This window comes from Ruicaihuangia caeni, from assembly GCF_029952955.1.
In the GTDB taxonomy this organism is placed as follows: domain Bacteria; phylum Actinomycetota; class Actinomycetes; order Actinomycetales; family Microbacteriaceae; genus Ruicaihuangia; species Ruicaihuangia caeni.
Map to the genome: position 1 here is coordinate 535,793 of NZ_JASATX010000001.1, position 19,426 is coordinate 555,218.

Annotated in this window: 19 protein-coding genes and 1 tRNA gene; 18 read left to right on the top strand and 2 right to left on the bottom strand. The window is 67.9% G+C overall.

Features of this window, described 5'->3' with window-relative positions; all coding sequences use genetic code 11:
* Window positions 1-322 precede the first annotated feature (322 nt).
* The gene (locus QF206_RS02425) at window positions 323-2,881 is read left to right on the top strand and encodes an Rne/Rng family ribonuclease (RefSeq protein ID WP_422785352.1); all 2,559 of its coding nucleotides are present in this window, start codon (window positions 323-325) and stop codon (window positions 2,879-2,881) included.
* Window positions 2,882-2,945: 64 nt separating this feature from the next.
* On the opposite strand, the gene QF206_RS02430 is transcribed toward QF206_RS02425, so the two are convergent.
* Entirely contained in the window at window positions 2,946-3,224 is a 279-nt protein-coding gene (locus QF206_RS02430; RefSeq protein WP_281487605.1) for a DUF4031 domain-containing protein, read from the bottom strand.
* Between the two features lie 283 nt (window positions 3,225-3,507).
* On the opposite strand from QF206_RS02430, the gene rplU reads away from it, so the two are divergent.
* The 16 genes from rplU to QF206_RS02510 all read left to right on the top strand — a co-directional run bounded on the left by rplU (window position 3,508) and on the right by QF206_RS02510 (window position 17,669).
* Window positions 3,508-3,816, top strand: a complete 309-nt coding sequence (gene rplU / locus QF206_RS02435; protein WP_281487606.1) for a 50S ribosomal protein L21 — start codon at window positions 3,508-3,510, stop codon at window positions 3,814-3,816.
* A gap of 12 nt (window positions 3,817-3,828) precedes the next feature.
* Window positions 3,829-4,083, top strand: coding sequence for a 50S ribosomal protein L27 (gene rpmA / locus QF206_RS02440; RefSeq protein WP_281487607.1), 255 nt, complete (start codon window positions 3,829-3,831; stop codon window positions 4,081-4,083).
* Between the two features lie 79 nt (window positions 4,084-4,162).
* Window positions 4,163-5,746: a GTPase ObgE gene (gene obgE / locus QF206_RS02445; protein ID WP_281487608.1), complete on the top strand. Its 1,584-nt coding sequence runs from the start codon at window positions 4,163-4,165 to the stop codon at window positions 5,744-5,746.
* Between the two features lie 35 nt (window positions 5,747-5,781).
* Window positions 5,782-6,612, top strand: a complete 831-nt coding sequence (gene proB / locus QF206_RS02450) for a glutamate 5-kinase (protein WP_281488107.1) — start codon at window positions 5,782-5,784, stop codon at window positions 6,610-6,612.
* Window positions 6,613-6,652: 40 nt separating this feature from the next.
* Complete coding sequence (locus tag QF206_RS02455) at window positions 6,653-7,915, top strand: glutamate-5-semialdehyde dehydrogenase (protein WP_281487609.1); 1,263 nt, start codon at window positions 6,653-6,655, stop codon at window positions 7,913-7,915.
* A gap of 33 nt (window positions 7,916-7,948) precedes the next feature.
* Entirely contained in the window at window positions 7,949-8,161 is a 213-nt protein-coding gene (locus QF206_RS02460; RefSeq protein ID WP_281487610.1) for a hypothetical protein, read from the top strand.
* A gap of 15 nt (window positions 8,162-8,176) precedes the next feature.
* Entirely contained in the window at window positions 8,177-8,782 is a 606-nt protein-coding gene (gene nadD, locus QF206_RS02465) for a nicotinate-nucleotide adenylyltransferase (RefSeq protein WP_281487611.1), read from the top strand.
* A complete protein-coding gene (locus QF206_RS02470) occupies window positions 8,779-10,173 on the top strand; it encodes a hypothetical protein (RefSeq protein WP_281487612.1) in 1,395 nt (464 codons plus the stop codon). The genes nadD and QF206_RS02470 overlap by 4 nt, the downstream gene beginning before the upstream one ends.
* Before the next feature lie 37 nt (window positions 10,174-10,210).
* Window positions 10,211-10,588, top strand: a complete 378-nt coding sequence (gene rsfS, locus QF206_RS02475; RefSeq protein ID WP_281487613.1) for a ribosome silencing factor — start codon at window positions 10,211-10,213, stop codon at window positions 10,586-10,588.
* Window positions 10,589-10,763: 175 nt separating this feature from the next.
* The gene (locus QF206_RS02480; RefSeq protein ID WP_281487614.1) at window positions 10,764-11,807 is read left to right on the top strand and encodes a methionine ABC transporter ATP-binding protein; all 1,044 of its coding nucleotides are present in this window, start codon (window positions 10,764-10,766) and stop codon (window positions 11,805-11,807) included.
* Window positions 11,804-12,556 carry a methionine ABC transporter permease gene (locus QF206_RS02485; RefSeq protein ID WP_281487615.1) on the top strand — a complete coding sequence of 251 codons (753 nt, stop codon included), beginning with the start codon at window positions 11,804-11,806 and terminating at the stop codon, window positions 12,554-12,556. The genes QF206_RS02480 and QF206_RS02485 overlap by 4 nt, the downstream gene beginning before the upstream one ends.
* A 136-nt stretch (window positions 12,557-12,692) precedes the next feature.
* Window positions 12,693-13,526, top strand: coding sequence for a MetQ/NlpA family ABC transporter substrate-binding protein (locus QF206_RS02490; RefSeq protein WP_281487616.1), 834 nt, complete (start codon window positions 12,693-12,695; stop codon window positions 13,524-13,526).
* Between the two features lie 204 nt (window positions 13,527-13,730).
* A tRNA-Ala gene (locus tag QF206_RS02495) sits at window positions 13,731-13,806 on the top strand.
* A 144-nt stretch (window positions 13,807-13,950) separates the two neighbouring features.
* The gene (locus tag QF206_RS02500; protein WP_281487617.1) at window positions 13,951-15,132 is read left to right on the top strand and encodes an AI-2E family transporter; all 1,182 of its coding nucleotides are present in this window, start codon (window positions 13,951-13,953) and stop codon (window positions 15,130-15,132) included.
* Between the two features lie 231 nt (window positions 15,133-15,363).
* Window positions 15,364-16,752 carry an MFS transporter gene (locus tag QF206_RS02505; RefSeq protein WP_281488108.1) on the top strand — a complete coding sequence of 463 codons (1,389 nt, stop codon included), beginning with the start codon at window positions 15,364-15,366 and terminating at the stop codon, window positions 16,750-16,752.
* Entirely contained in the window at window positions 16,749-17,669 is a 921-nt protein-coding gene (locus QF206_RS02510; protein ID WP_281487618.1) for a dihydrodipicolinate synthase family protein, read from the top strand. Before QF206_RS02505 ends, QF206_RS02510 begins: the two co-directional genes overlap by 4 nt.
* Before the next feature lie 55 nt (window positions 17,670-17,724).
* Here the strand turns inward: QF206_RS02510 and rimK are convergent, their stop codons facing one another.
* Complete coding sequence (rimK, locus tag QF206_RS02515) at window positions 17,725-18,918, bottom strand: 30S ribosomal protein S6--L-glutamate ligase (protein ID WP_281487619.1); 1,194 nt, start codon at window positions 18,916-18,918, stop codon at window positions 17,725-17,727.
* Between the two features lie 25 nt (window positions 18,919-18,943).
* On the opposite strand from rimK, the gene QF206_RS02520 reads away from it, so the two are divergent.
* A complete protein-coding gene (locus QF206_RS02520) occupies window positions 18,944-19,414 on the top strand; it encodes an ATP-dependent zinc protease family protein (RefSeq protein WP_281487620.1) in 471 nt (156 codons plus the stop codon).
* Window positions 19,415-19,426 lie beyond the last annotated feature (12 nt).

Sequence of the window (19,426 nt, forward strand, 5' to 3'; positions counted from 1 at the left end):
CGCAGGGCGAGAGTTCGCCGCGGTGACGGATAGCCAGTTCCGTGAGTGCCGTGAGAGGGCACGCGACGGTGATCGCAGAGGATGCGAGCCGTCAGCAGAGTGAAGGATTCGCGGCAGGTCGCCGCAGGCGACGACCGCACGATAAGAGTTCCCGGAGTGGGTGCGCGGTACCCCGCACCGGGCAGGGAGTGCACCACCGATGGTGGAGAAGAACGAAGAGACACCGAGAAGACGAACGCGCATCTTCGGCGTGCGCCGACGCGCGGCTGAACGAGGGACGAACGGATCGACCGGGAACGGTGGCGCTCGTACGGCCTCCGAGATGGCCGATGGATCAGTGCCGACGAATGCCGCGCCGACGGATGCAATGCCGACGCATGCAGCGCCGACGGATGCTGTCGCGGCCCGTCCCGCCGACGCGGCGGGCGTTGACGCGCCCCTGACTCCGTCAGCGCGTGCATCGGCTGCCGGCGCGGGTGCTGACGACGTGGCCGAGGGCGAGCAGACCGGCACGCCGGCGCAGACGCCGCAGGCCGGTGCCACGATCGATGCGGCCGAGGCCGCCGAAGCAGCCGAAGCACCGGAATCACGAGAAGAAGAGGCGGGAGCCGAGGCCGACGCCGAGGCGTCTGACGATGAGGCGGCACGCCCGGTCGCCACGTCGACGACTTCGCTCATCTTCCACGCGCCGAAGATCGCGGCTCCGCTTCCCGCACTTCGTCGCGATGACATCGACGATGAGCCAAGCAGTGCTGCGCGCGGTCGTCGCCGGCGCCGCGGCGCTGACGCGGACCACGACGAGGAGCCGTCGAGCACGGTGGTGCGCGTGCGCCAGGCACGCAAGCCCCAGGAACTCATCACCGAGCCGCAGCGCATCAAGGGATCGACTCGCCTGGAGGCGAAGAAGCAGCGCCGCCGTGACGGCCGCGATGCGGGCCGCCGCCGGGCAGTGATCACAGAGGCTGAGTTCCTCGCCCGCCGCGAGAGCGTCGACCGGGTCATGGTCGTGCGCTCGAAGCATGGCCGCATCCAGATCGCCGTGCTCGAAGACGATGTGCTCGTCGAGCACTACGTGGCACGGGCCCAGGACGCCTCGCTCATCGGCAACGTGTACCTCGGCCGCGTGCAGAACGTGCTTCCCAGCATGGAGGCCGCGTTCGTTGACATCGGCCGTGGCCGCAATGCCGTGCTCTATTCGGGCGAAGTCGACTGGGAGGCAGCGGCCGCCAACGCGGAGGGCGACGGCAAGAACCAGCCGCGCCGCATCGAGCTCGCGCTGAAGCCCGGCGACAAGGTGCTCGTGCAGGTCACGAAGGACCCGGTCGGACACAAGGGCGCGCGGCTCACGAGCCAGGTCAGCCTGCCCGGCCGCTACCTGGTCTACGTGCCGAACGGCTCGATGAACGGCATCAGCCGCAAGCTCCCCGACACCGAGCGCGCGCGCCTGAAGAAGATTCTCAAGGAGGTGCTGCCCGACAACGTCGGCGTGATCGTCCGCACCGCGGCCGAGGGTGCCACCGAGGAGCAGCTCACCAGGGACGTCACGCGGCTGACCTCGCAGTGGGCGGACATCACTCGCCAGGTCGAGAAGGCGCAGGCCCCCGCGCTGCTGCACTCCGAGCCCGACCTCCTCGTGAAGATCGTGCGCGACGTGTTCAACGAGGACTTCACGAAGCTCGTGATCGAGGGCGACGACGCACGGGAGACCATCGACCGCTACCTGCGCGCGGTGGCGCCCGACCTGCTCGAGCGGGTCGAGCGTTACGAGGGCGAACGCGACAGCTTCGACGAGTATCGCGTGAGCGAGCAGATCGACAAGGCGCTCGAACGCAAGGTGTGGCTGCCCTCCGGCGGCTCGCTCGTGATCGACCGCACCGAGGCCATGACGGTGGTCGACGTGAACACCGGCAAGTTCGTCGGTTCGGGCGGAAACCTCGAAGAGACGGTGACCCGCAACAACCTCGAGGCGGCTGAGGAGATCGTGCGGCAGCTCAGGCTGCGCGATATCGGCGGGATCATCGTGGTCGACTTCATCGATATGGTGCTCGAGTCGAATCGCGATCTCGTGCTGCGTCGCCTGGTCGAATGCCTCAGCCGAGACAGGACCAAGCATCAGGTCGCAGAGGTCACCTCATTGGGCCTCGTGCAGATGACCCGCAAGAAGCTGGGCCTCGGGCTCATCGAGTCGTTCAGCGAGCCCTGCGAGACCTGCGCCGGGCGCGGCATCATCGTGCACCACGAGCCGGTGTTCAAGCACCGCCCCCAGCAGGAATCGGGCGGCAGCGGTCGCGGGCGCCGGAGCAAGGGCGGCAACGGCGGTGGGCAGCAGCCAGCGGCGCAGAAGGCCAACGGCAACGGAACACACTCCATCACCGAGGACGCCCGTCACGCGCTCGCGCAGATTGCCGCGAGCACAGTGGCCCACACCGCCGAGGAATCAGTCAAAGCAGCCGTGACGGATGCCGGGGGAGCGGCAGACGCCCCGTCGGTCCCTCTCGAGGACCGTCCGGCCGCCGACCAGGGTTCTCCCCGCGCCGACTCGGCCGCGCCGCAGGCACGCGCGAAGAATCGACGCGGCCGTGCCGCTGCGCCGCAGGCTGCTGCGGAGTACCCGCCCTCGAAGTCGCATGGCGATGTCCTCGGTGATGTCGTGAGCCGCGAGGGTGAGGCCGCGAAGAGCGAGGAGGCGCCGGTGTCGATCCTCGACATCCCGCTGCCGGTTTCGAACGCCCAGCGCGCGAAGCGCAGCGTCGACCTCAGTGCGACGGAGCAATTGCTCGAATCGGTGCTCGACGCACTGCCCGAGCCGAAGCGACCCGGTCAGGGCCGGTCTTCGCGGCGTGCCTCGTCGTCAGGCGGAGCGCCCGAGCAGATCGGCTGACGCCACCCACGAAGCGACGTCTTGAGCGGCCGCGCGTCGAGCATCCTGACCGATTGCGTCTGGATCAACCGGCGCGTGGCCGTTTGTCGCGCTGCCGCACTCGCAAGCCGCTTCCGATGAGTCGGCGCGCGAGCTCACTGCCGCTCACGGGCTCTGCGCCGAGTGCGATCAGCTCGGCGACGCGGTGCTCGGGCACGTCGTAGTGGTCGTGGTCGAAGGAGCGACTGGGAATCCCAGCCGACTCGGCGAACGCGTGCAGTTCTTCCAGCGAGGTGTCGCTGACCACGTGAGCCCACAGGGTGCCGTGCGCCGGCCAGACGGGCGGATCGATCAGCACGGCCATGCGCCGAGCCTATGCCTGCTTTCGGGCGACGCCACCGCTCGTCCGACTCCCGGCCGGGCGGGGCGAACTTCACGGCGCCGACGCTGGTCGCAGCGGTGCCGTCACGGCATCCGTCCCGCTGCTGATAGAATCGAACGCCTGGTCACCTCGCAGTGCGCCACGGATGCCGCTCGCAGCGGTTTGACCGTGCATGTGCCGGTCAAGTATTCTTGATCGTTGGCGTGCGCCGGCTTCGGTCCGCGCGAGGTGCCAAGAGATTTCCTCTGACAAGTAAGGGTTACAAGTGGTTTACGCAGTTGTGCGCGCCGGCGGCCGGCAGGAGAAGGTCGAGGTCGGCTCGGTTCTCGTCGTCGACCGGATCGCGGCAGACAAGGACGGCAAGATCGAGCTCGCCCCCGTGCTGCTCGTCGACGGTGACACCATCACGCACGACGCGAAGTCGCTCGCGAAGGTCAAGGTCACCGCTGAGGTGCTCGGCGACCTGCGCGGCCCGAAGATCGTCATCCAGAAGTACAAGAACAAGACCGGGTACAAGAAGCGCCAGGGCCACCGCTCGGAGCTCACTCGCGTCAAGATCACCGGCATCAAGTAAGGCAGCGCAGCAATGGCACACAAAAAGGGAGCATCGTCCACCCGTAACGGTCGCGACTCGAACGCCCAGCGCCTCGGCGTGAAGCGCTTCGGCGGCCAGGTCGTCAGCGCCGGCGAGATCATCGTCCGCCAGCGCGGCACGCACTTCCACCCCGGCGTGAACGTCGGCCGTGGCGGCGACGACACGCTGTTCGCGCTCGAAGCAGGCGCAGTGCAGTTCGGCACCAAGGGCGGCCGCAAGGTCGTCAACATCGTGGCTGCCGGCTAAGTCAGACATCACTCCAGGGGCGAGCTTCGGCTCGCCTTTGGTGTTTCAGGGCAGGGTTCAGGGCAGAGAGGAGCGAACCATGGCGACGTTCGTCGACGACGTGGTGCTGCACTTGCGCGCCGGCAACGGCGGCAACGGCTGCGTCTCGGTGCGCCGTGAGAAGTTCAAGCCCCTCGGCGGGCCCGACGGCGGCAATGGGGGCAAGGGCGGCGACATCGTGCTCGTCAGCGATCCCCAGGTCACGACACTGCTCAGCTACCACCGCGGGCCGCACCGCACCGCCGAGAACGGCGGCTTCGGCATGGGAGACAACCGCGAGGGCCACAACGGCGCCGACACCGAACTCCCCGTACCGGTCGGCACGGTCGTCAAGGACGTCGACGGCAGCATCTTGGCCGACCTCGACGAGCCCGGCATTCGTTTCGTCGTCGCGCCGGGAGGCGTCGGCGGGCTGGGCAACGCCGCTCTCGCGAGCCAGAAGCGCAAGGCGCCCGGCTTCGCGTTGCTGGGCACGCGCGGCTGGCAGGGCGACGTGCGCCTCGAGCTCAAGACCGTTGCGGATGTCGCCCTCGTCGGCTATCCGAGCGCCGGCAAGTCGAGCCTCATCGCCGCGCTCTCGGCGGCGAAGCCGAAGATCGCTGACTATCCGTTCACCACACTGCACCCCAATCTCGGCGTCGTGCAGGCCGGTTCCATGCGCTTCACGGTCGCAGATGTGCCCGGCCTCATCGAGGGCGCGAGCGAGGGGCGCGGACTCGGGCTCGAGTTCCTCCGCCACGTGGAGCGCTGCGCTGCGCTGGTGCATGTGCTCGACTGCGCCACGCTGGAACCTCAGCGCGACCCCATCACCGACCTCGAGGTCATCCTCGGCGAACTGGCCGCATATCCGGTTCCCGAGGGGGAGACGCCCTTGCTCGAGCGCCCGCAGTTGATCGCGCTCAACAAGACGGATGTGCCAGACGGCACCGACCTTGCCGCGATGGTGCGTCCGGAGCTCGAGCAGCGGGGCTATCGCGTGTTCGAGGTCAGCGCGGTGAGTCGCGCCGGTCTGCGTGAGCTCTCGTTCGCCATGGCCGAGATCGTCGAAGCCGCGCGTCTCGAACGTCTCGCGCAGCCCGAGGCTCCGCGCATCGTGATGCGCCCCCGACCCGTCGACGAGGCTCCGTTCACCATCACGGTCGAGGGCGGAACGCACGGCAACGTCTACCGTGTGCGCGGCGAGAAGCCAGAGCGCTGGGTCGAGCAGACCGACTTCCAGAACGATGAGGCGGTGGGCTACCTCGCCGACCGGCTCGCCAAGATCGGCATCGAAGAGGGGCTGTTCAAGGCCGGCGCGGTTGCGGGAGCCACCGTCGTCATCGGCGGAGAGGACGGCATCGTGTTCGACTGGGAGCCGACGCTCACGTCGACTGCTGAGCTCGTGACGAGCCCCCGCGGGCTCGACGAGCGCATCAGCGGGGGAGCCCGTGCGACTCGCGCCGAGCGGCGTGAAGCGTACTTCGAGCGCATGGACGCGAAGGCGGCGGCGCGTGAAGAGCTTGCGCGAGAGCGCGCTGCCGGCATCTGGCGCGATGACGAAGGCTTCGAGGTGCGACGCGACCGCGGCGCCACCACCCCCGATGGCGATGCCGGTGAGGCCGATACGGAAGAATCTCAGTCGTGAGCTCTGGCGTCGAGACCCCGCACGGCGGGGTGCGGATGCCGTTGAGCGAGCGCGCCGGGATCGCCACCGCCCGCCGCATCGTCGTCAAGGTGGGGTCGTCATCGATCAGCGGCCACAACGCGGGGCGGATCGCGCCCCTCGTCGATGCCCTCGCGGTGGCGCATGCCCGGGGGAGCGAAGTGGTTCTCGTCTCTTCGGGTGCGATCGCGACGGGCATCCCCTTCTTGAAGCTCGATGCGAGACCGAGCGACCTCGCAACGCAGCAGGCGGCCGCGGCCGTCGGCCAGAACGTGCTCATGGTGCGCTACCAGGAGAGCCTTCGCCGATACGGCATCATCGCCGGGCAGGTGCTGCTCACGGCCGGCGACCTCGAGAACGCCACGTCGCGCGGCAACGCGCAGCGTGCCATCGACCGCTTGCTCGCCCTGGGCATCCTTCCGATCGTCAACGAGAACGACACGGTCGCGACTCATGAGATCCGCTTCGGCGACAACGACCGTCTCGCGGCGCTGGTCGCGCAGTTGCTGCGTGCTGATGTGCTGATTCTCCTGAGCGACGTCGACGGGCTCTACACCATGCCTCCCGAGCGCCCCGGCGCCGAGCACATCGCCGAGGTCCCGTTCGGCGACGCTCTGGCCGAGGTCGAGATCGGCGGCACCGGCGCAGCAGGCGTGGGAACAGGCGGGGCCGGCACGAAGGTCGGTGCTGCACGGTACGCGGCGGCGCACGGCATCCCCGTGCTGCTCACCTCTGCCGACGAGGTCATGACCGCTGTGAGCGGCCGACGCACCGGCACCTGGTTCGCTGCCAAGACCCCGGATTTCGCCCTCACGGCACCCGTTCCGACCTCTCGAGCCACCCGCTAGCGCCCAGCGTGCAGGCATGGTGACCCAATAGACTCGGGTCATGCCTGACACCGCTACGCTCACGTTCCACGACAAGCTCGTGGCGGCGCGGGACGCCGCCCGAGGCCTCGTCACGATCACTACCGCGCAGAAGAACGCTGCGCTGCAGGCGATCGCCGACGGCGTTCGGGGAGGCATCGAACGCATTGTTCCCGCGAACGAGCTCGACCTCGCAAACGGCCGCGATAGCGGCATGAGCCTGGGGCTGCAAGACCGTCTCAAGCTCGACCAGCCACGACTCGAGGCGCTCGCGCAGGCCGTCGAACAGATCATCGCCCTCACCGACCCCGTTGGGCAGACCGTGCGCGGTTCAGTGCTGCCGAACGGTCTCTCGATCAATCAGGTGCGAGTGCCGTTCGGCGTCATCGGCGCGATCTACGAGGCGCGACCCAACGTCACGATCGACATCGCGGCGCTGGCGCTGAAGAGCGGTAATGCCGCAGTGCTTCGCGGCGGGTCGGCGGCCCAGCACACCAACGGCGTGCTGGTGGAGATCATCCAGGACGCGCTCGAGTCGGCTGGGCTGCCGCGAGCATCCGTGCAGACGATCGATGAGTTCGGGCGCGATGGCGCGAAGCAGCTCATGCGCGCTCGCGGCTTCGTCGATGTGCTCATTCCTCGGGGGAGCGCCTCGCTCATCAGCACCGTGGTCAACGAGTCGACCGTGCCCGTCATCGAGACCGGCGCCGGCGTGGTGCACATCTTCATCGATGAGAGCGCTGACGAGCAGATGGCCGTCGACATCGTCCGCAACGCCAAGGTGCAGCGCCCGAGCGTGTGCAACGCGGTCGAGACCGTGCTCGTGCACCGCGCGGCGGCAGACCGGCTGCTGCCGGGCGTGCTGCAGGCGCTCCGAGAGTCCGATGTCACAGTGCACGGCGACGAGGGCGTCATCCAGCTCTTCGCAGATGCCGTGCCCGCCTCCGATGCCGACTGGGCCTCGGAGTATCTCTCGCTCGACCTCTCCGTGAAGCTCGTCGACTCCATCGACGAGGCGATGGCCCACATCCGCAACTACACCACCGGACACACCGAGTCGATCATCACGAACGACCTGCACAACGCCGAGCGGTTCCTCGCAGAGGTCGATGCCGCGGTGGTCATGGTGAACGCCTCGACGAGGTTCACTGACGGAGGCGAGTTCGGCTTCGGAGCCGAGGTGGGCATCTCGACCCAGAAGCTGCACGCTCGCGGACCGATGGGGTTGGCCGAGCTGACGAGCACGAAGTGGGTCGTGCGGGGCTCCGGTCAGGTTCGCAGCTAGACTCGTAGACGACTTTCGAATGGAGAACCACCTATGTCGCTGATCACCGCTGTGCTTGCCGCGTCCGAGGGCGGCCACGAGCTGGCTCCCCTGATCGCGCCGGCGCCGGTCATCGCAGGCGTCATGGCCGTGCTGTTCATCGCGGGTGCCGCGGTCACGTTCAGCTACCGCGATGTCACCAACCGTCTCGGCTACCACCGCAAGGCGGCCGAGGCGCGCGTCGAGAAGCCCGCCGACGAGCAGTAGGCGGCGCCTCCCTTGATGGCCGAGGTGACCGGGCGTCGTCCGCGCATCGGTGTGATGGGCGGCACGTTCGATCCCATCCATCACGGGCACCTCGTGGCCGCAAGCGAAGTGCAGCAGCACTTCGACCTCGATGAAGTGATCTTCGTGCCCACGGGCGAGCCGTGGATGAAGAGCGATGTGTCGCCGAGCGAGCACCGTTACCTCATGACGGTCATCGCTACCGCGTCGAACCCGCGTTTCGGCGTGAGCCGTGTCGACATCGAGCGAGGCGGCAAGACGTACACCATCGACACGCTGCGCGATCTCCGCGCACTGCGGCCCGAAGCCGACTTCTACTTCATCTCCGGCGCCGACGCGATCGCCCAGATCCTCGAGTGGAAGAACGTCGAGGAGTTGTGGGAACTTGCTCACTTCGTGGCCGTCTCGCGACCGGGCCACGCACTGAGCATCAGCGGACTCCCAGCGCGCCGCGTAAGCTCGTTGGAGGTTCCCGCGCTGGCGATCTCGTCGACCGACTGCAGGCAGAGGGTGAGCCGGGGGTACCCGGTGTGGTACTTGGTTCCAGACGGCGTCGTCCAGTACATCTCGAAGTACCACCTCTATCGGAGCAAGCAACCGTGAGCGCAAGACAGCACCAGCACATGAGCCGGCGCGAGGCGCGTGAGTATGAGCGCAAGCTCGCCGCGGAACGCGAACTGCGTGAGGCGATCGAGCAGCGCGAGGTCAGCAGCGCCTCCGACGCTGGTTCCGCGAGCGAGCCGAGCAGCGCACCCGCCTCGGCGCCGACAGAGGCGGAGTCGACCGATCGAGCGTCGGTGGCGCCGTCCGCTCCCTCTGGCGAGGCGGCTCGACCGTCCGTGCTGCAGGACTCGACCGCTCCATCGACGGCTGCGAGCGCCGGAGCACCGATGTCGATGGCGTCGGCTCCCTTCTTCGTGAACGGCCAGCCGATGACGCGTCGGCAGCTCCGCGAGCTGCGCAGGGCGCAGGAGGCCGGCGCGGTGCCGCCGCTCGTCGAACCCGGCGAGCATGAGCCGGCTGCCCGTGGTCCGCTCGCCCCGGTCGAACTGCCCGAGGTGCCGAACGTCAGCACCGGCAGCGCACCGGTGATGCCCGCCCCGGTCACGTCCCGGCCTTCGAACACGAGCCCCCAGCGTGCTGCTGCAGGCGCCGCCGACGCAGGAACCGCCGACGCAGCGGCATCAGTCACCAGTGGCGCTGAGGCGGGGCCGTCCGACGCCGGCGAGGCTCCGGTTCGCCGGCGTGATCGGCTCCGCCCGTCCGCCGTGTCGGCCGGTTTCGCGAGGTCGACCGAGTCTGCGGCATCCGCGGAGGCGCCCGTAATCGAGCCTCAGCCATCGTCCACGCCTGAGTCGCAGCAGCTCATCGAGAGCACGCCGTTCGCCTCCGACGCGCGACAGGCGGCGGCCCCGGCGAACGAGACTGTTCCAGAGATCGTCGAGCGCAGCCCGTTCGCGCGAGCGGAATCGACTGCCCCCGAGGCGGACGCACCGAGCGCCGCTGCTTCCGAGGGAGAGCAGGATGCCGCGCACGACACGGACTTGCGTGAGCGCAGCACCGCCTTCGACTCGATGGTCAGCCCTGAGGCCGGTGGCTCGACGGTCAGCGCCGCGGCCCTCGTGCTGCCGTCGGTGCCTGGTCACAGTGATCTGCCGCGCGCCCTCGACGGCACCGGCGAGATCATCATCACCGACAGCATCAGGCTCTCGGGCGGTCTGGCCGCCACTGGCAGCCACAGCACCGGGCTCGACGGCATCGAACTCGACCGGCTGCTCGATGCCGACGACCGCGCCGCGTCGCAGGCCGTCAGCGATTCGCAGCCGGTGCGCGCCTCGAAGGCCATCAGCACGAGCAGCGCGACGCGCGGTGTCATCCAGACCAAGAAGCCCCGGGGCAACAAGTTGCTCACCGGGCTGGCGATCACGGCATCCGGCCTTGCGGTCGGAGTCGTGGCATTGCTCGTCATCGGCGTGCTGAACGGAGTCTTCTAGTGGGCGGTATTCCGCTGAGCAACGTCTGGTGCGCCGCGTGACGGCGTCCGAGAACGCACTGCAGCTCGTCGCGATCGCCGCGAAAGCGGCCGATGCGAAGGGCGGCGAAGATCTCGTGGCGCTCGACGTGTCGAAGCCACTTCCGCTCGCCGACGCGTTTCTCCTCGTGAGCGCGGGCAGCGAGCGTCAGGTGCTCGCGATCGCCGACGAGATCGAAGAGAAGCTCGCGGAGCACGGCACGCACGCGCTTCGGCGCGAGGGACGGTCCGAAGCCCGCTGGGTGCTGCTCGACTTCGGCGACCTCGTGGTGCACGTGTTCCATCAGGAGGAGCGCGTGTACTACGCGCTCGAGCGGCTGTGGCGCGATTGCCCGGTGATCCCGGTACAGATCGACGGGCCCAGCGAACCGGCCTGATCGGTTCCTCAACACCGCCGTGGTCGTGGCGTCTGACAGGCGGCTCGCTGAGGCGCGCTGCGAATGTTGCGGAATGCGACATCCTGACTGAACACCAAGCAACGGCTGATTAGGCTTGTCGGGTACCCAAGGGCGCCCGAGCGGCGCCTCGGCATCCATCGAGAACGATCTCTGGATGCCGCCGTCCTCTCACCAGGAAGCGCTTCCGCCTGTGATCACTGTCAGCCATGTCTCCAAGACCTTCGGGTCGGGTGACGCCGCGGTGACCGCGCTCGACGATGTGAGCCTGCAGGTGGCGCCTGGCGAGATCTTCGGCGTGGTCGGCCAGAGCGGTGCCGGCAAGTCGACCCTGATCCGCACCGTCAACCTGCTCGAGCGGCCCGACACCGGAAGCGTCATCGTCGACGGGCAGGAACTCACCACGCTCAGCGACTCGGCGCTTCGCCGAGCTCGCCAGCACATCGGCATGGTGTTCCAACACTTCAATCTGCTCGAGAGCCGCACCGCGCAAGGCAACGTCGAGCTCGCGCTCGAGCTCGCGGGCACCGACTCCCGCGACCGCAAACGGCGTGCGTCGGAGATCCTCGACCTCGTCGGTCTCGGCGCCAAGGCCGGCTCGTTTCCGTCTCAGCTCTCGGGCGGGCAGAAGCAGCGCGTCGGCATCGCTCGCGCCCTTGCTGCTGAACCCAGGGTGCTGCTCTCAGACGAAGCGACCTCCGCACTCGACCCCGAGACGACGCGATCGATCCTCGAGCTGTTCAAGACGATCAACGAGCAGCTCGGCCTCACCGTCATGCTGATCACGCACGAGATGGACGTCGTGAAGGGGATCTGCGATTCTGCGGCGCTCCTCGAGCACGGCCGAGTGGTCGAGACCGGGGGACTGGTCGAACTGATCTCGACGCCCGGCTCGCGCCTTGCTGCAGACCTGTTCCCGCTCGGCGACGCGACACCCGCGCCCGGCACGACTGTGATCGACATCACGTTCAGCGGCGGGTCGGCTGATCGGCCCGTGATCGCACAGCTCGCGCGCGATCACTCGCTGGACGTGTCGATCCTCGGCGCCGTCATCGAGTCGATCGGCGGCAGCCAGGCGGGTCGCACTCGCCTCGAGCTTCCGGGCACGCCGGCGCAGAACGCCGCTGCGGTCGACGACCTCCGAGACCAGGGGCTGCTCGTCGAGGTGCATTCCGCCGATGCAGCGGGAGGTGTCTCATGATCGACGTCAACGACCCGAACTTCTGGCCCCAGCTCTGGGAGCTGATGCTCGTCGCCACGGGGGAGACCCTCTACATGGTGGGCGTCGCGCTCATCTTCACGGTGCTGCTCGGCCTGCCACTCGGCATTGCGGTCGTCGGCACCGAGCGCGGTGGCCTCTTCGAGCGGGTGCTCGGCTCACGCCGGCTCAGCGCCGTCATCAACTGGGTGCTGAACTTCATCGTCAACCTCGGCCGCAGTGTGCCGTTCGTGATCCTCATGGTCGCGCTGATCCCCGTGACGAGGTTCCTCGTCGGCACCTCGATCGGTGCGACGGCGGCGATCGTGCCGCTCTCGCTGGTCGCGATCCCCTTCTTCGCCCGCATGGTCGAGATCGCCATCAAGGAGGTGGATGCCGGGCTCATCGAGGCCGCGCATTCGCTCGGCGCCACCCGCTGGCAGATCGTGTCGAAGGTGCTGGTGCCCGAGGCTCTGGCGCCAATGGTCCTCGGTCTATCGACGACGGTCACCTCGATCATCAACTTCTCGGCGATGGTCGGCGTCGTGGCGGGTGGCGGTCTCGGGTCGGTAGCGATCCGCTGGGGCTACCAGCGCTACAGCGTCATCCACATGATCATCGTGATCATCATCATCTTCATCATCGTGATGGTGCTGCAGTGGTTGGCCACCTGGGGCGCGCGCCGACTCACCCACCGCAGCGGCGACACCGGCAAGCGCAAGCGAATGTTCGAGAGCGTCGCCGGCGGCTGAGCCAGTCTGAAGCCGACCGCATCCGCTCCACCCTGATGCAATCTCTCTCACCGTCGAGTTCCGGGCTCTCGCGTCAGCGTCCGGAGGACCGACGGCTTCACCACGCCTGAAACCACAGCAAAGCAAAGGAAACACCATGACGTTCATCTCTCCGAAGCGCCTCGCCGGCGTCGGTCTCGCCGCCGCCCTCACCATCGGCCTTGCCGGCTGCGGTGCGGCCAGCGACGCCGGCAGCACTGACGCCGGTAGCGGCGACGTGCAGACGATCAAGGTCGGCGCGCTCGCGATCCCAGCAGGGGAACTGCTCCAGTGGGTCGACGAGAACCTGGCCGCCGACGCCGGCCTCGACATCGAGTACATCGAGTTCACCGACTACAACACGCCGAACACCGCCCTCGTCGATGGCGATGTCGACGCGAACCTGTTCCAGAACACGACCTTCCTTGCCAACTTCAACACGGCCACCGGCAGCGACCTCGTGAGCGTGGGCGAGATCTACCTGCCGGTCGCGGCGTTCTACAGCGACAAGATCACTGATATCGCCGACCTGGAGAAGGGCGCGAAGATCGCGATCCCGGACGACCCGACCAACGAGGGGCGTGCACTCGAGATGCTCGCCGCCGAGGGCCTGATCGAGACCACCGAGAACCCCTCGACGCTCAACGACGTGACCTCGAACCCGAACGACTTCGAGTTCGTCGAGATCGAGAACGCCTCGCTCGCCGCGGCACTTCCCGACGTCGACGCCGCGTTCGTGACGATCTCGTTCGCGTTGCCCGCCGGCCTCAAGCTCGAGGACGCCATCCTTGTCGAGGGTGAGAGCAGCAAGTTCTTCAACGTGCTCGCCACGACTCCGGAGCTCGAGAACGACGAGCGCGTGCAGAAGCTCTACGACCTCCTGCTCTCTGACGAGACTCAGGCCTACATGGAGGAGACCTTCGGCGACCAGATGATCCCGGTCACCAAGTGAGCTGATCCCGGCAGTGCCATGCACGGCTGAGCGCCCGGCTCCCGTCTATCGGGGGTCGGGCGCTTGCCGTACCGGCTCGGCACGGCCGCGCCTCGAGCCCGGTCACGGTGCGAAGCCGGCGAGCGAAGTCCGCACGGTGGTCAGCGGCTGCCGGGGCATGTAGTAAAGTAGATGAGTCGCCTCCGCGAGGAGGTCGACCGAAACGGGTCTGTGGCGCAGCTGGTAGCGCACCTGCATGGCATGCAGGGGGTCAGGGGTTCGAGTCCCCTCAGATCCACCATTGTTCGAGTCGGTTTTCAGGGCTCGGTTCACGTGGCCGTAACCGGCCGTACCGATCGCTCCTCTTGTCGAGTTCGCATCGACGGTCGAGAGCTCACGCCGGCCGAGCCATTGCGGCTGCTGCTCCGCTCCATAGGCTGGGGCGATGGGGCTCTTCACGCGTCGAGATCCGCAAACCCGCTCAGTGACGGCTCCCTCGGCAGGCGTGGAGACCATCGCGCCGACGCGGGGCCTGCTGTCGAGCTCGTTGTGGGGGGACAGGCTCGGACGCTGGTCGGTGCGCAGCCTGCAGCTTCTGCTGATCATCGCGCTGAGCGCGCTCACGATCTGGGCGCTCGTGCAGGTCAAGCTCGTGGTGATCCCGCTGCTCATCGCCATCATCCTCGCGGCGGCAGCAAGCCCCGTCATCGTGCGGCTGCGCCGGTGGATGCCGCCCATGTTGGCCGCGTGGATCACGCTGCTCGGCGGCCTCGCCGTGTTCGGGGGAATCGTCACGCTCATCGTCTTCGCCGTGCGGAACCAGTGGGACGAGTTGGTCGCGTCGGCGACCGAGGGATTCGAAGACCTGCAGCGCTGGCTGGCCGACCTGCAATTGCCTATCGACCAGGCCCAGATAACCGCGACCCGTGATGCCATCGTCGACTTCGTCACCAGCGCCGAGTTCGGCGCCGGCGCGATCGCAGGCGTCTCGCTCGCGACGGAGTTCGTGACCGGCACCGTGCTGGTGATCGTCGTGCTGTTCTTCTTCTTGAAGGACGGGGACCGGATCTGGGCCTTCCTGCTGCGCCCCTTCGACGGAGCCCGCCTGGAGCGCGGACGTCGCATCGGTGACACGTCCGTCAATGTGCTGGGCGGCTATATACGGGGCACCGCCATCGTTGGCCTGGTCGACGCTCTGGTCATCGGCGTGGGCCTTGCGATCTTGCAGGTGCCGCTCGCGCTTCCGCTCGCAGTCATCGTGTTCCTCGGTTCGTTCATCCCCCTCGTCGGCGCCACCGTTGCCGGTGTCTTCGCTGCGCTCGTGGCGCTGGTAGCGAACGGCCCGGTCGTGGCGCTGATCGTGGTGCTGATCGTGATCGTCGTGAATCAACTCGAGGGCGATCTGCTGCAGCCCATCGTCATGAGTCAGTCGCTCAAGCTGCACCCGCTGATCATCCTCGTCGCACTGACGGTCGGCACGATCCTCGGCGGGATCGCGGGCGCTGTGCTCGCAGTGCCGATCGCCGCGGTCGGGTGGGCGATCGTGAAGGTTTGGGATAAGCCCGATCCGTCGCTCGATGCACGCAAGCAGCTCCGCTTGCGACGCGGCGCTCGGAAGGCGTCATGAGCGCTGTCACCTGGGCCCCGCGGTTGCCCCGTGGTCGAGCAGCCCGCGCCACGTCGGCGACGATCTCGCGAGCGTGTTCCCACTAGGCTCGTCCCCGGAAGAGACAGAACCGGTTGACGTCCCTCTTCGGATGATCGGTTCTCGGTGAACGAGGTTGCCAACGGTATGAGCGGAGCGAGGCGTCACGGGGTCGCCACTGGGCTCCGCGGGCGGACGCTACTCGTCGTGGCGATGTGCATCGGATCCATGATCTCGATGTTCAACACCACCCTCGTGAACCTCCTGGTTCCGGCGATCGGCGGCGAGTTCGGAGTACCCGCAGTCGGCCTCGAGTGGGTGAGCGCCGCATACACGCTCGCTTACGGCGCCCTTCTGATGATCGGCGGAGCGATCGGCACCGCATTCGGCCGTCGTGCGGCGTTCCTTGCGGGTACCGCCGTATTCACCGCCGCGTCGGTCGCCTGCGCTCTGGCGCCCGACCTGGTCGTGCTTCTCCTCGGACGCGCCCTGCAGGGAGTCGGCGTCGCGCTGCTCCTCCCTCAGACCCTCGCAATCCTGCGTGCTGAGTTCGATGATGCCGCGCAGCGCTCTCGAATGGTCGGGCTCTGGGCCGGGGTCGCGAGCCTGGGATTGAGCGCTGGGCCGGTACTGGGTGGGGTCATTCTCGCGGCGGGAAGCTGGCGGCTGGGGTTCGTGCTCTCTGCTGCGCTGGCGATCGCCGCGTTCATCCTCGGCGCGCGCGGTGTGCCGCCCGCCGCGCACGGGCGGCCGGCGGCCGGAGTCCGCGTCGACTGGGTCGGTGCCGCGATCGGTGCCGTCGGCCTCGGCGGCCTGGTGGAGGGCCTGCTGCAACTGCCCCTCCAGGGATTCGCCTCACCTCTGGTTCTGGGCGCATTCGCAGTCGGCACCGCCTCGATTGCGCTGTTCCTGATCAGGCAGCGGGCGCGCAGCCGTCACGATCGGGTCGTCTTGATCCCGCCCTCGCTTTGGCAGTCGCCGGCAGTGATCGCGGCCAGCGTCGCAGGGCTCGCCTACTTCTTCATGTTCTTCGGCACCTCGTACTTCTACTCGATCGACCTCCAGGAATACCGCGGTCACGACCCGTTCACCGCCGGGTTGCTGTTCCTGCCCATGATGCTGAGCACGGCGGCATTCGGGCCGATCGCCGGCCGCCTCGCTGCTCGCTTCGGCATCGCACCCGTGCTGATCACCGGTCTGGGGCTGGGCGCAGCGGGATGCGCTCTGCTGGCAGTGCAATCTGAAGGATCGGGTCCGGCTGATCTCGCATGGCGCCTCGCGGTCGTCGGCGTCGCGTCCGGGCTCATGAGCTCGTCGATGAGCAGCCTCGCGGTCGCGGATGCCGATCCGGCCGACTCGTCGACCGCCGCGGCCCTCCACAACACCTTCCGCCAGATCGGATCCACCCTCGGCGTCGCCGCGCTCGGCGCGATCATCGGCGCCAATGTGCTGGCCCGGCAACCGGATGCAGCGATTGCCCAAACAATGCCGGGCATCGGAGCCGCCATGGCGGTCACCGCCGCGGTGCTGCTCGCCGGTATGGTCACGGTGTTTCTTCTCACAACAAGGAACTCGAATCAGTCAGGAGCATCCGAAGCATGAAGTCCGCGAACTCTGCCGCTGAACCGCTGCGCGGACTCAGCGCGTTCCCGCTCACACCGATCGCCGACCACCGCGTCGATGAGACCGCCTACGCGAGGATCGTGGGCCGTCTCGCTGCAGCTCGCGTCGACACCATCACCGCGCTCGGGTCCACCGGTTCCTACGCGTATCTCACGAGAGCCGAACGCGCGCGGGTCGCCGCCCTCGCGGTCGAGCACGCGGGCGCGACGCCCGTAGTCGTGGGCATCGGTGCGCTTCGCACCGAGCATGTGCTCGAGCATGCAGCGGATGCTGAGGCCGCGGGCGCTGCGGCGCTGCTGCTCGCGCCCATGACCTATCAGGCGCTCACCGCCGACGACGTCTATGGGCTGTTCGACGATGTGACCAGCGCAGTGTCGCTGCCGGTCATCCTCTACGACAACCCGGGCACCACGCATTTCGCCTTCACCGAAGAGCTGTATGCGGCGATCGCGCGTCTCCCGAGAGTCACGTCGATCAAGATCCCTGCGCTGCCCGCCGACTCAGCAGCGGCTGCGGACCGCGTGCAGCGTCTGCGCCAGGTGTTGCCCGCCCATGTGACGATCGGTGTGTCGGGCGACGCCTCTGCGGCGACCGGTCTCTCTGCGGGCTGCGATGCGTGGTATTCGGTCATCGCCGGCACGCTGCCTGAGCCCGCTCTCGCGATCACGCGCGCTGCTCAGGCCGGCCGAGCCGACGAAGCCGCGGCGCTGTCGGCGCGGCTGGCACCGCTTTGGGAACTCTTCGCCGAGCACGGCAGTCTCCGTGTCACGGCAGCGATCGCGGAGCACCTGGACCTGGCGCGACCGTACTGCCTGCCGTTGCCGATCAAGGGCCTTGGCGATGCGGACCGCCGCCGTGTCGCCCGTGTCGTCGAGGAACTCGGCCTCGGCCGATAGCGTCATCCGACGCCGGTCATCCTGGGCGCGGCTGCGCTGCACCTGCTGCGAGGAGCTACCCTTCGGCCGCGGTCGCCTCCTTGGGGAGCTTGCGAACGCGAGGGCGACGGCGCCGACGCTCCGGGATCATCGAGCGCATCTCTTCGAGCTTGCCGAAGCACAGCAGCCGATCGCCGGCCTCCAGCTCGACGGCATCCTTCGGATTCGGGATCACATTGGCACCGCGGTGGAGGGTGAGCACGGTGATGTCTCGCTCTCGCAGTCCCGAGTCTCGCAGCGAGCGGCCCACCATATCGGCGTTCGCGTGCACGACGAGTTCTGCGACTCCGTACCCGGTCGACACGCTCAGCCGTTGACGCACATCGATCTCTGGGAAGGCGACCTGATTGCCGATGTAGTCGACGATGGCGCCGGCCAGGTCGAGTCCGGTGGCGCGTTCGATGCCCTCGAGGCCGGGGGATGAGTTCACCTCCATGACCAAGGGGCCCTCGTTGCCTTCCAGCATGTCGACGCCGGCGACGCGCAGGCCCATGATCTGAGCCGAGCGCACGGCGGCCTGCTCGTACTCGGCCGGGAGGTCGATCGCCTCGACGGTGCCTCCGCGATGCACGTTCGAGCGGAACTCGTCGCCGCTGGCGGTGCGCCGCATCGCGGCGACGACCCGATCACCGACCACGAGGGCGCGGATGTCGCGGCCCCGGCTCTCGGCGATGAAGCTCTGGATCAGGACGTTCTGGTTCGTCGAGTGCAGCGTCTCGATGATCGCCTCGGCGATCTTCACCTCGGGTGCGAGGATCACGCCGATGCCCTGCGTGCCCTCGAGCAGCTTGATCACGACCGGGGCGCCGCCGACCTGATCGATCGCGAGACGCACATCACCGCGGTGGTGCACGAAGGCCGTCGCGGGCATTCCGATGTTGTGCCGCGACAGGATCTGGGTGGCTCGAAGCTTGTCCCTTGAGTTGATGATGCCGTTGGCGGTGTTCGGCGTGTAGACATCCATCTGCTCGAACTGGCGAACGACCGCCGTGCCGAAGTACGTGATGGAGGCGCCGATCCGAGGCAGGATCGCGTCGTAGTGCGAGAGGAACTTGCCCCTGTAGTGCAGGTCGGGCTCAGGACCCGACAGGTCGATCGCGAAGCGCAGAGTGTTGAGCACTTTCACGCGATGCCCCCGTTGCACGGCCGCCGCCCGAAGCCGCTGCGTGGAATACGCCTGGGGGGCGCGCGAAAGGATGGCGAGCTTCAAGTGGGGTTCCTGCCAAGATGATCGAGTGAACAGCGACATCCATTCAAGCACCCTCGTGGGGTGGCGAGAATGGGCGAGCCTGCCGGGAATCCAGGTGCCGTGGATCAAGGCGAAGATCGATACCGGCGCCCGGAGCTCCGCACTGCACGCCTTCGATCTCGAGCAGTCGCCCGATGGCAAGCGAGTCCGCTTCCAAGTCCATCCCTGGCAAGCCAGCGATGACGGGGCGATCGACGTCGAGTGCGATGTGCACGATCGGCGCACGGTGCGCAGCTCCTCCGGGCACAGCGAGGAGCGCATCGTGGTGCTGCTCGACATTCGTCTCGCCGGTCGTCTCGTCACCGCCGAGACGACCCTGACGAACCGCGACGAGATGGGGTTCCGCATGCTCATCGGCCGCGAAGCGCTCCGCCAGGGCTTCCTGGTCGATCCCGCCGCCTCGTATCTCGGAGGCAGGGCACCACGGCGCGTGCGATTGGCGAACCGCGGCGCGTGATCGCGGGGCAGG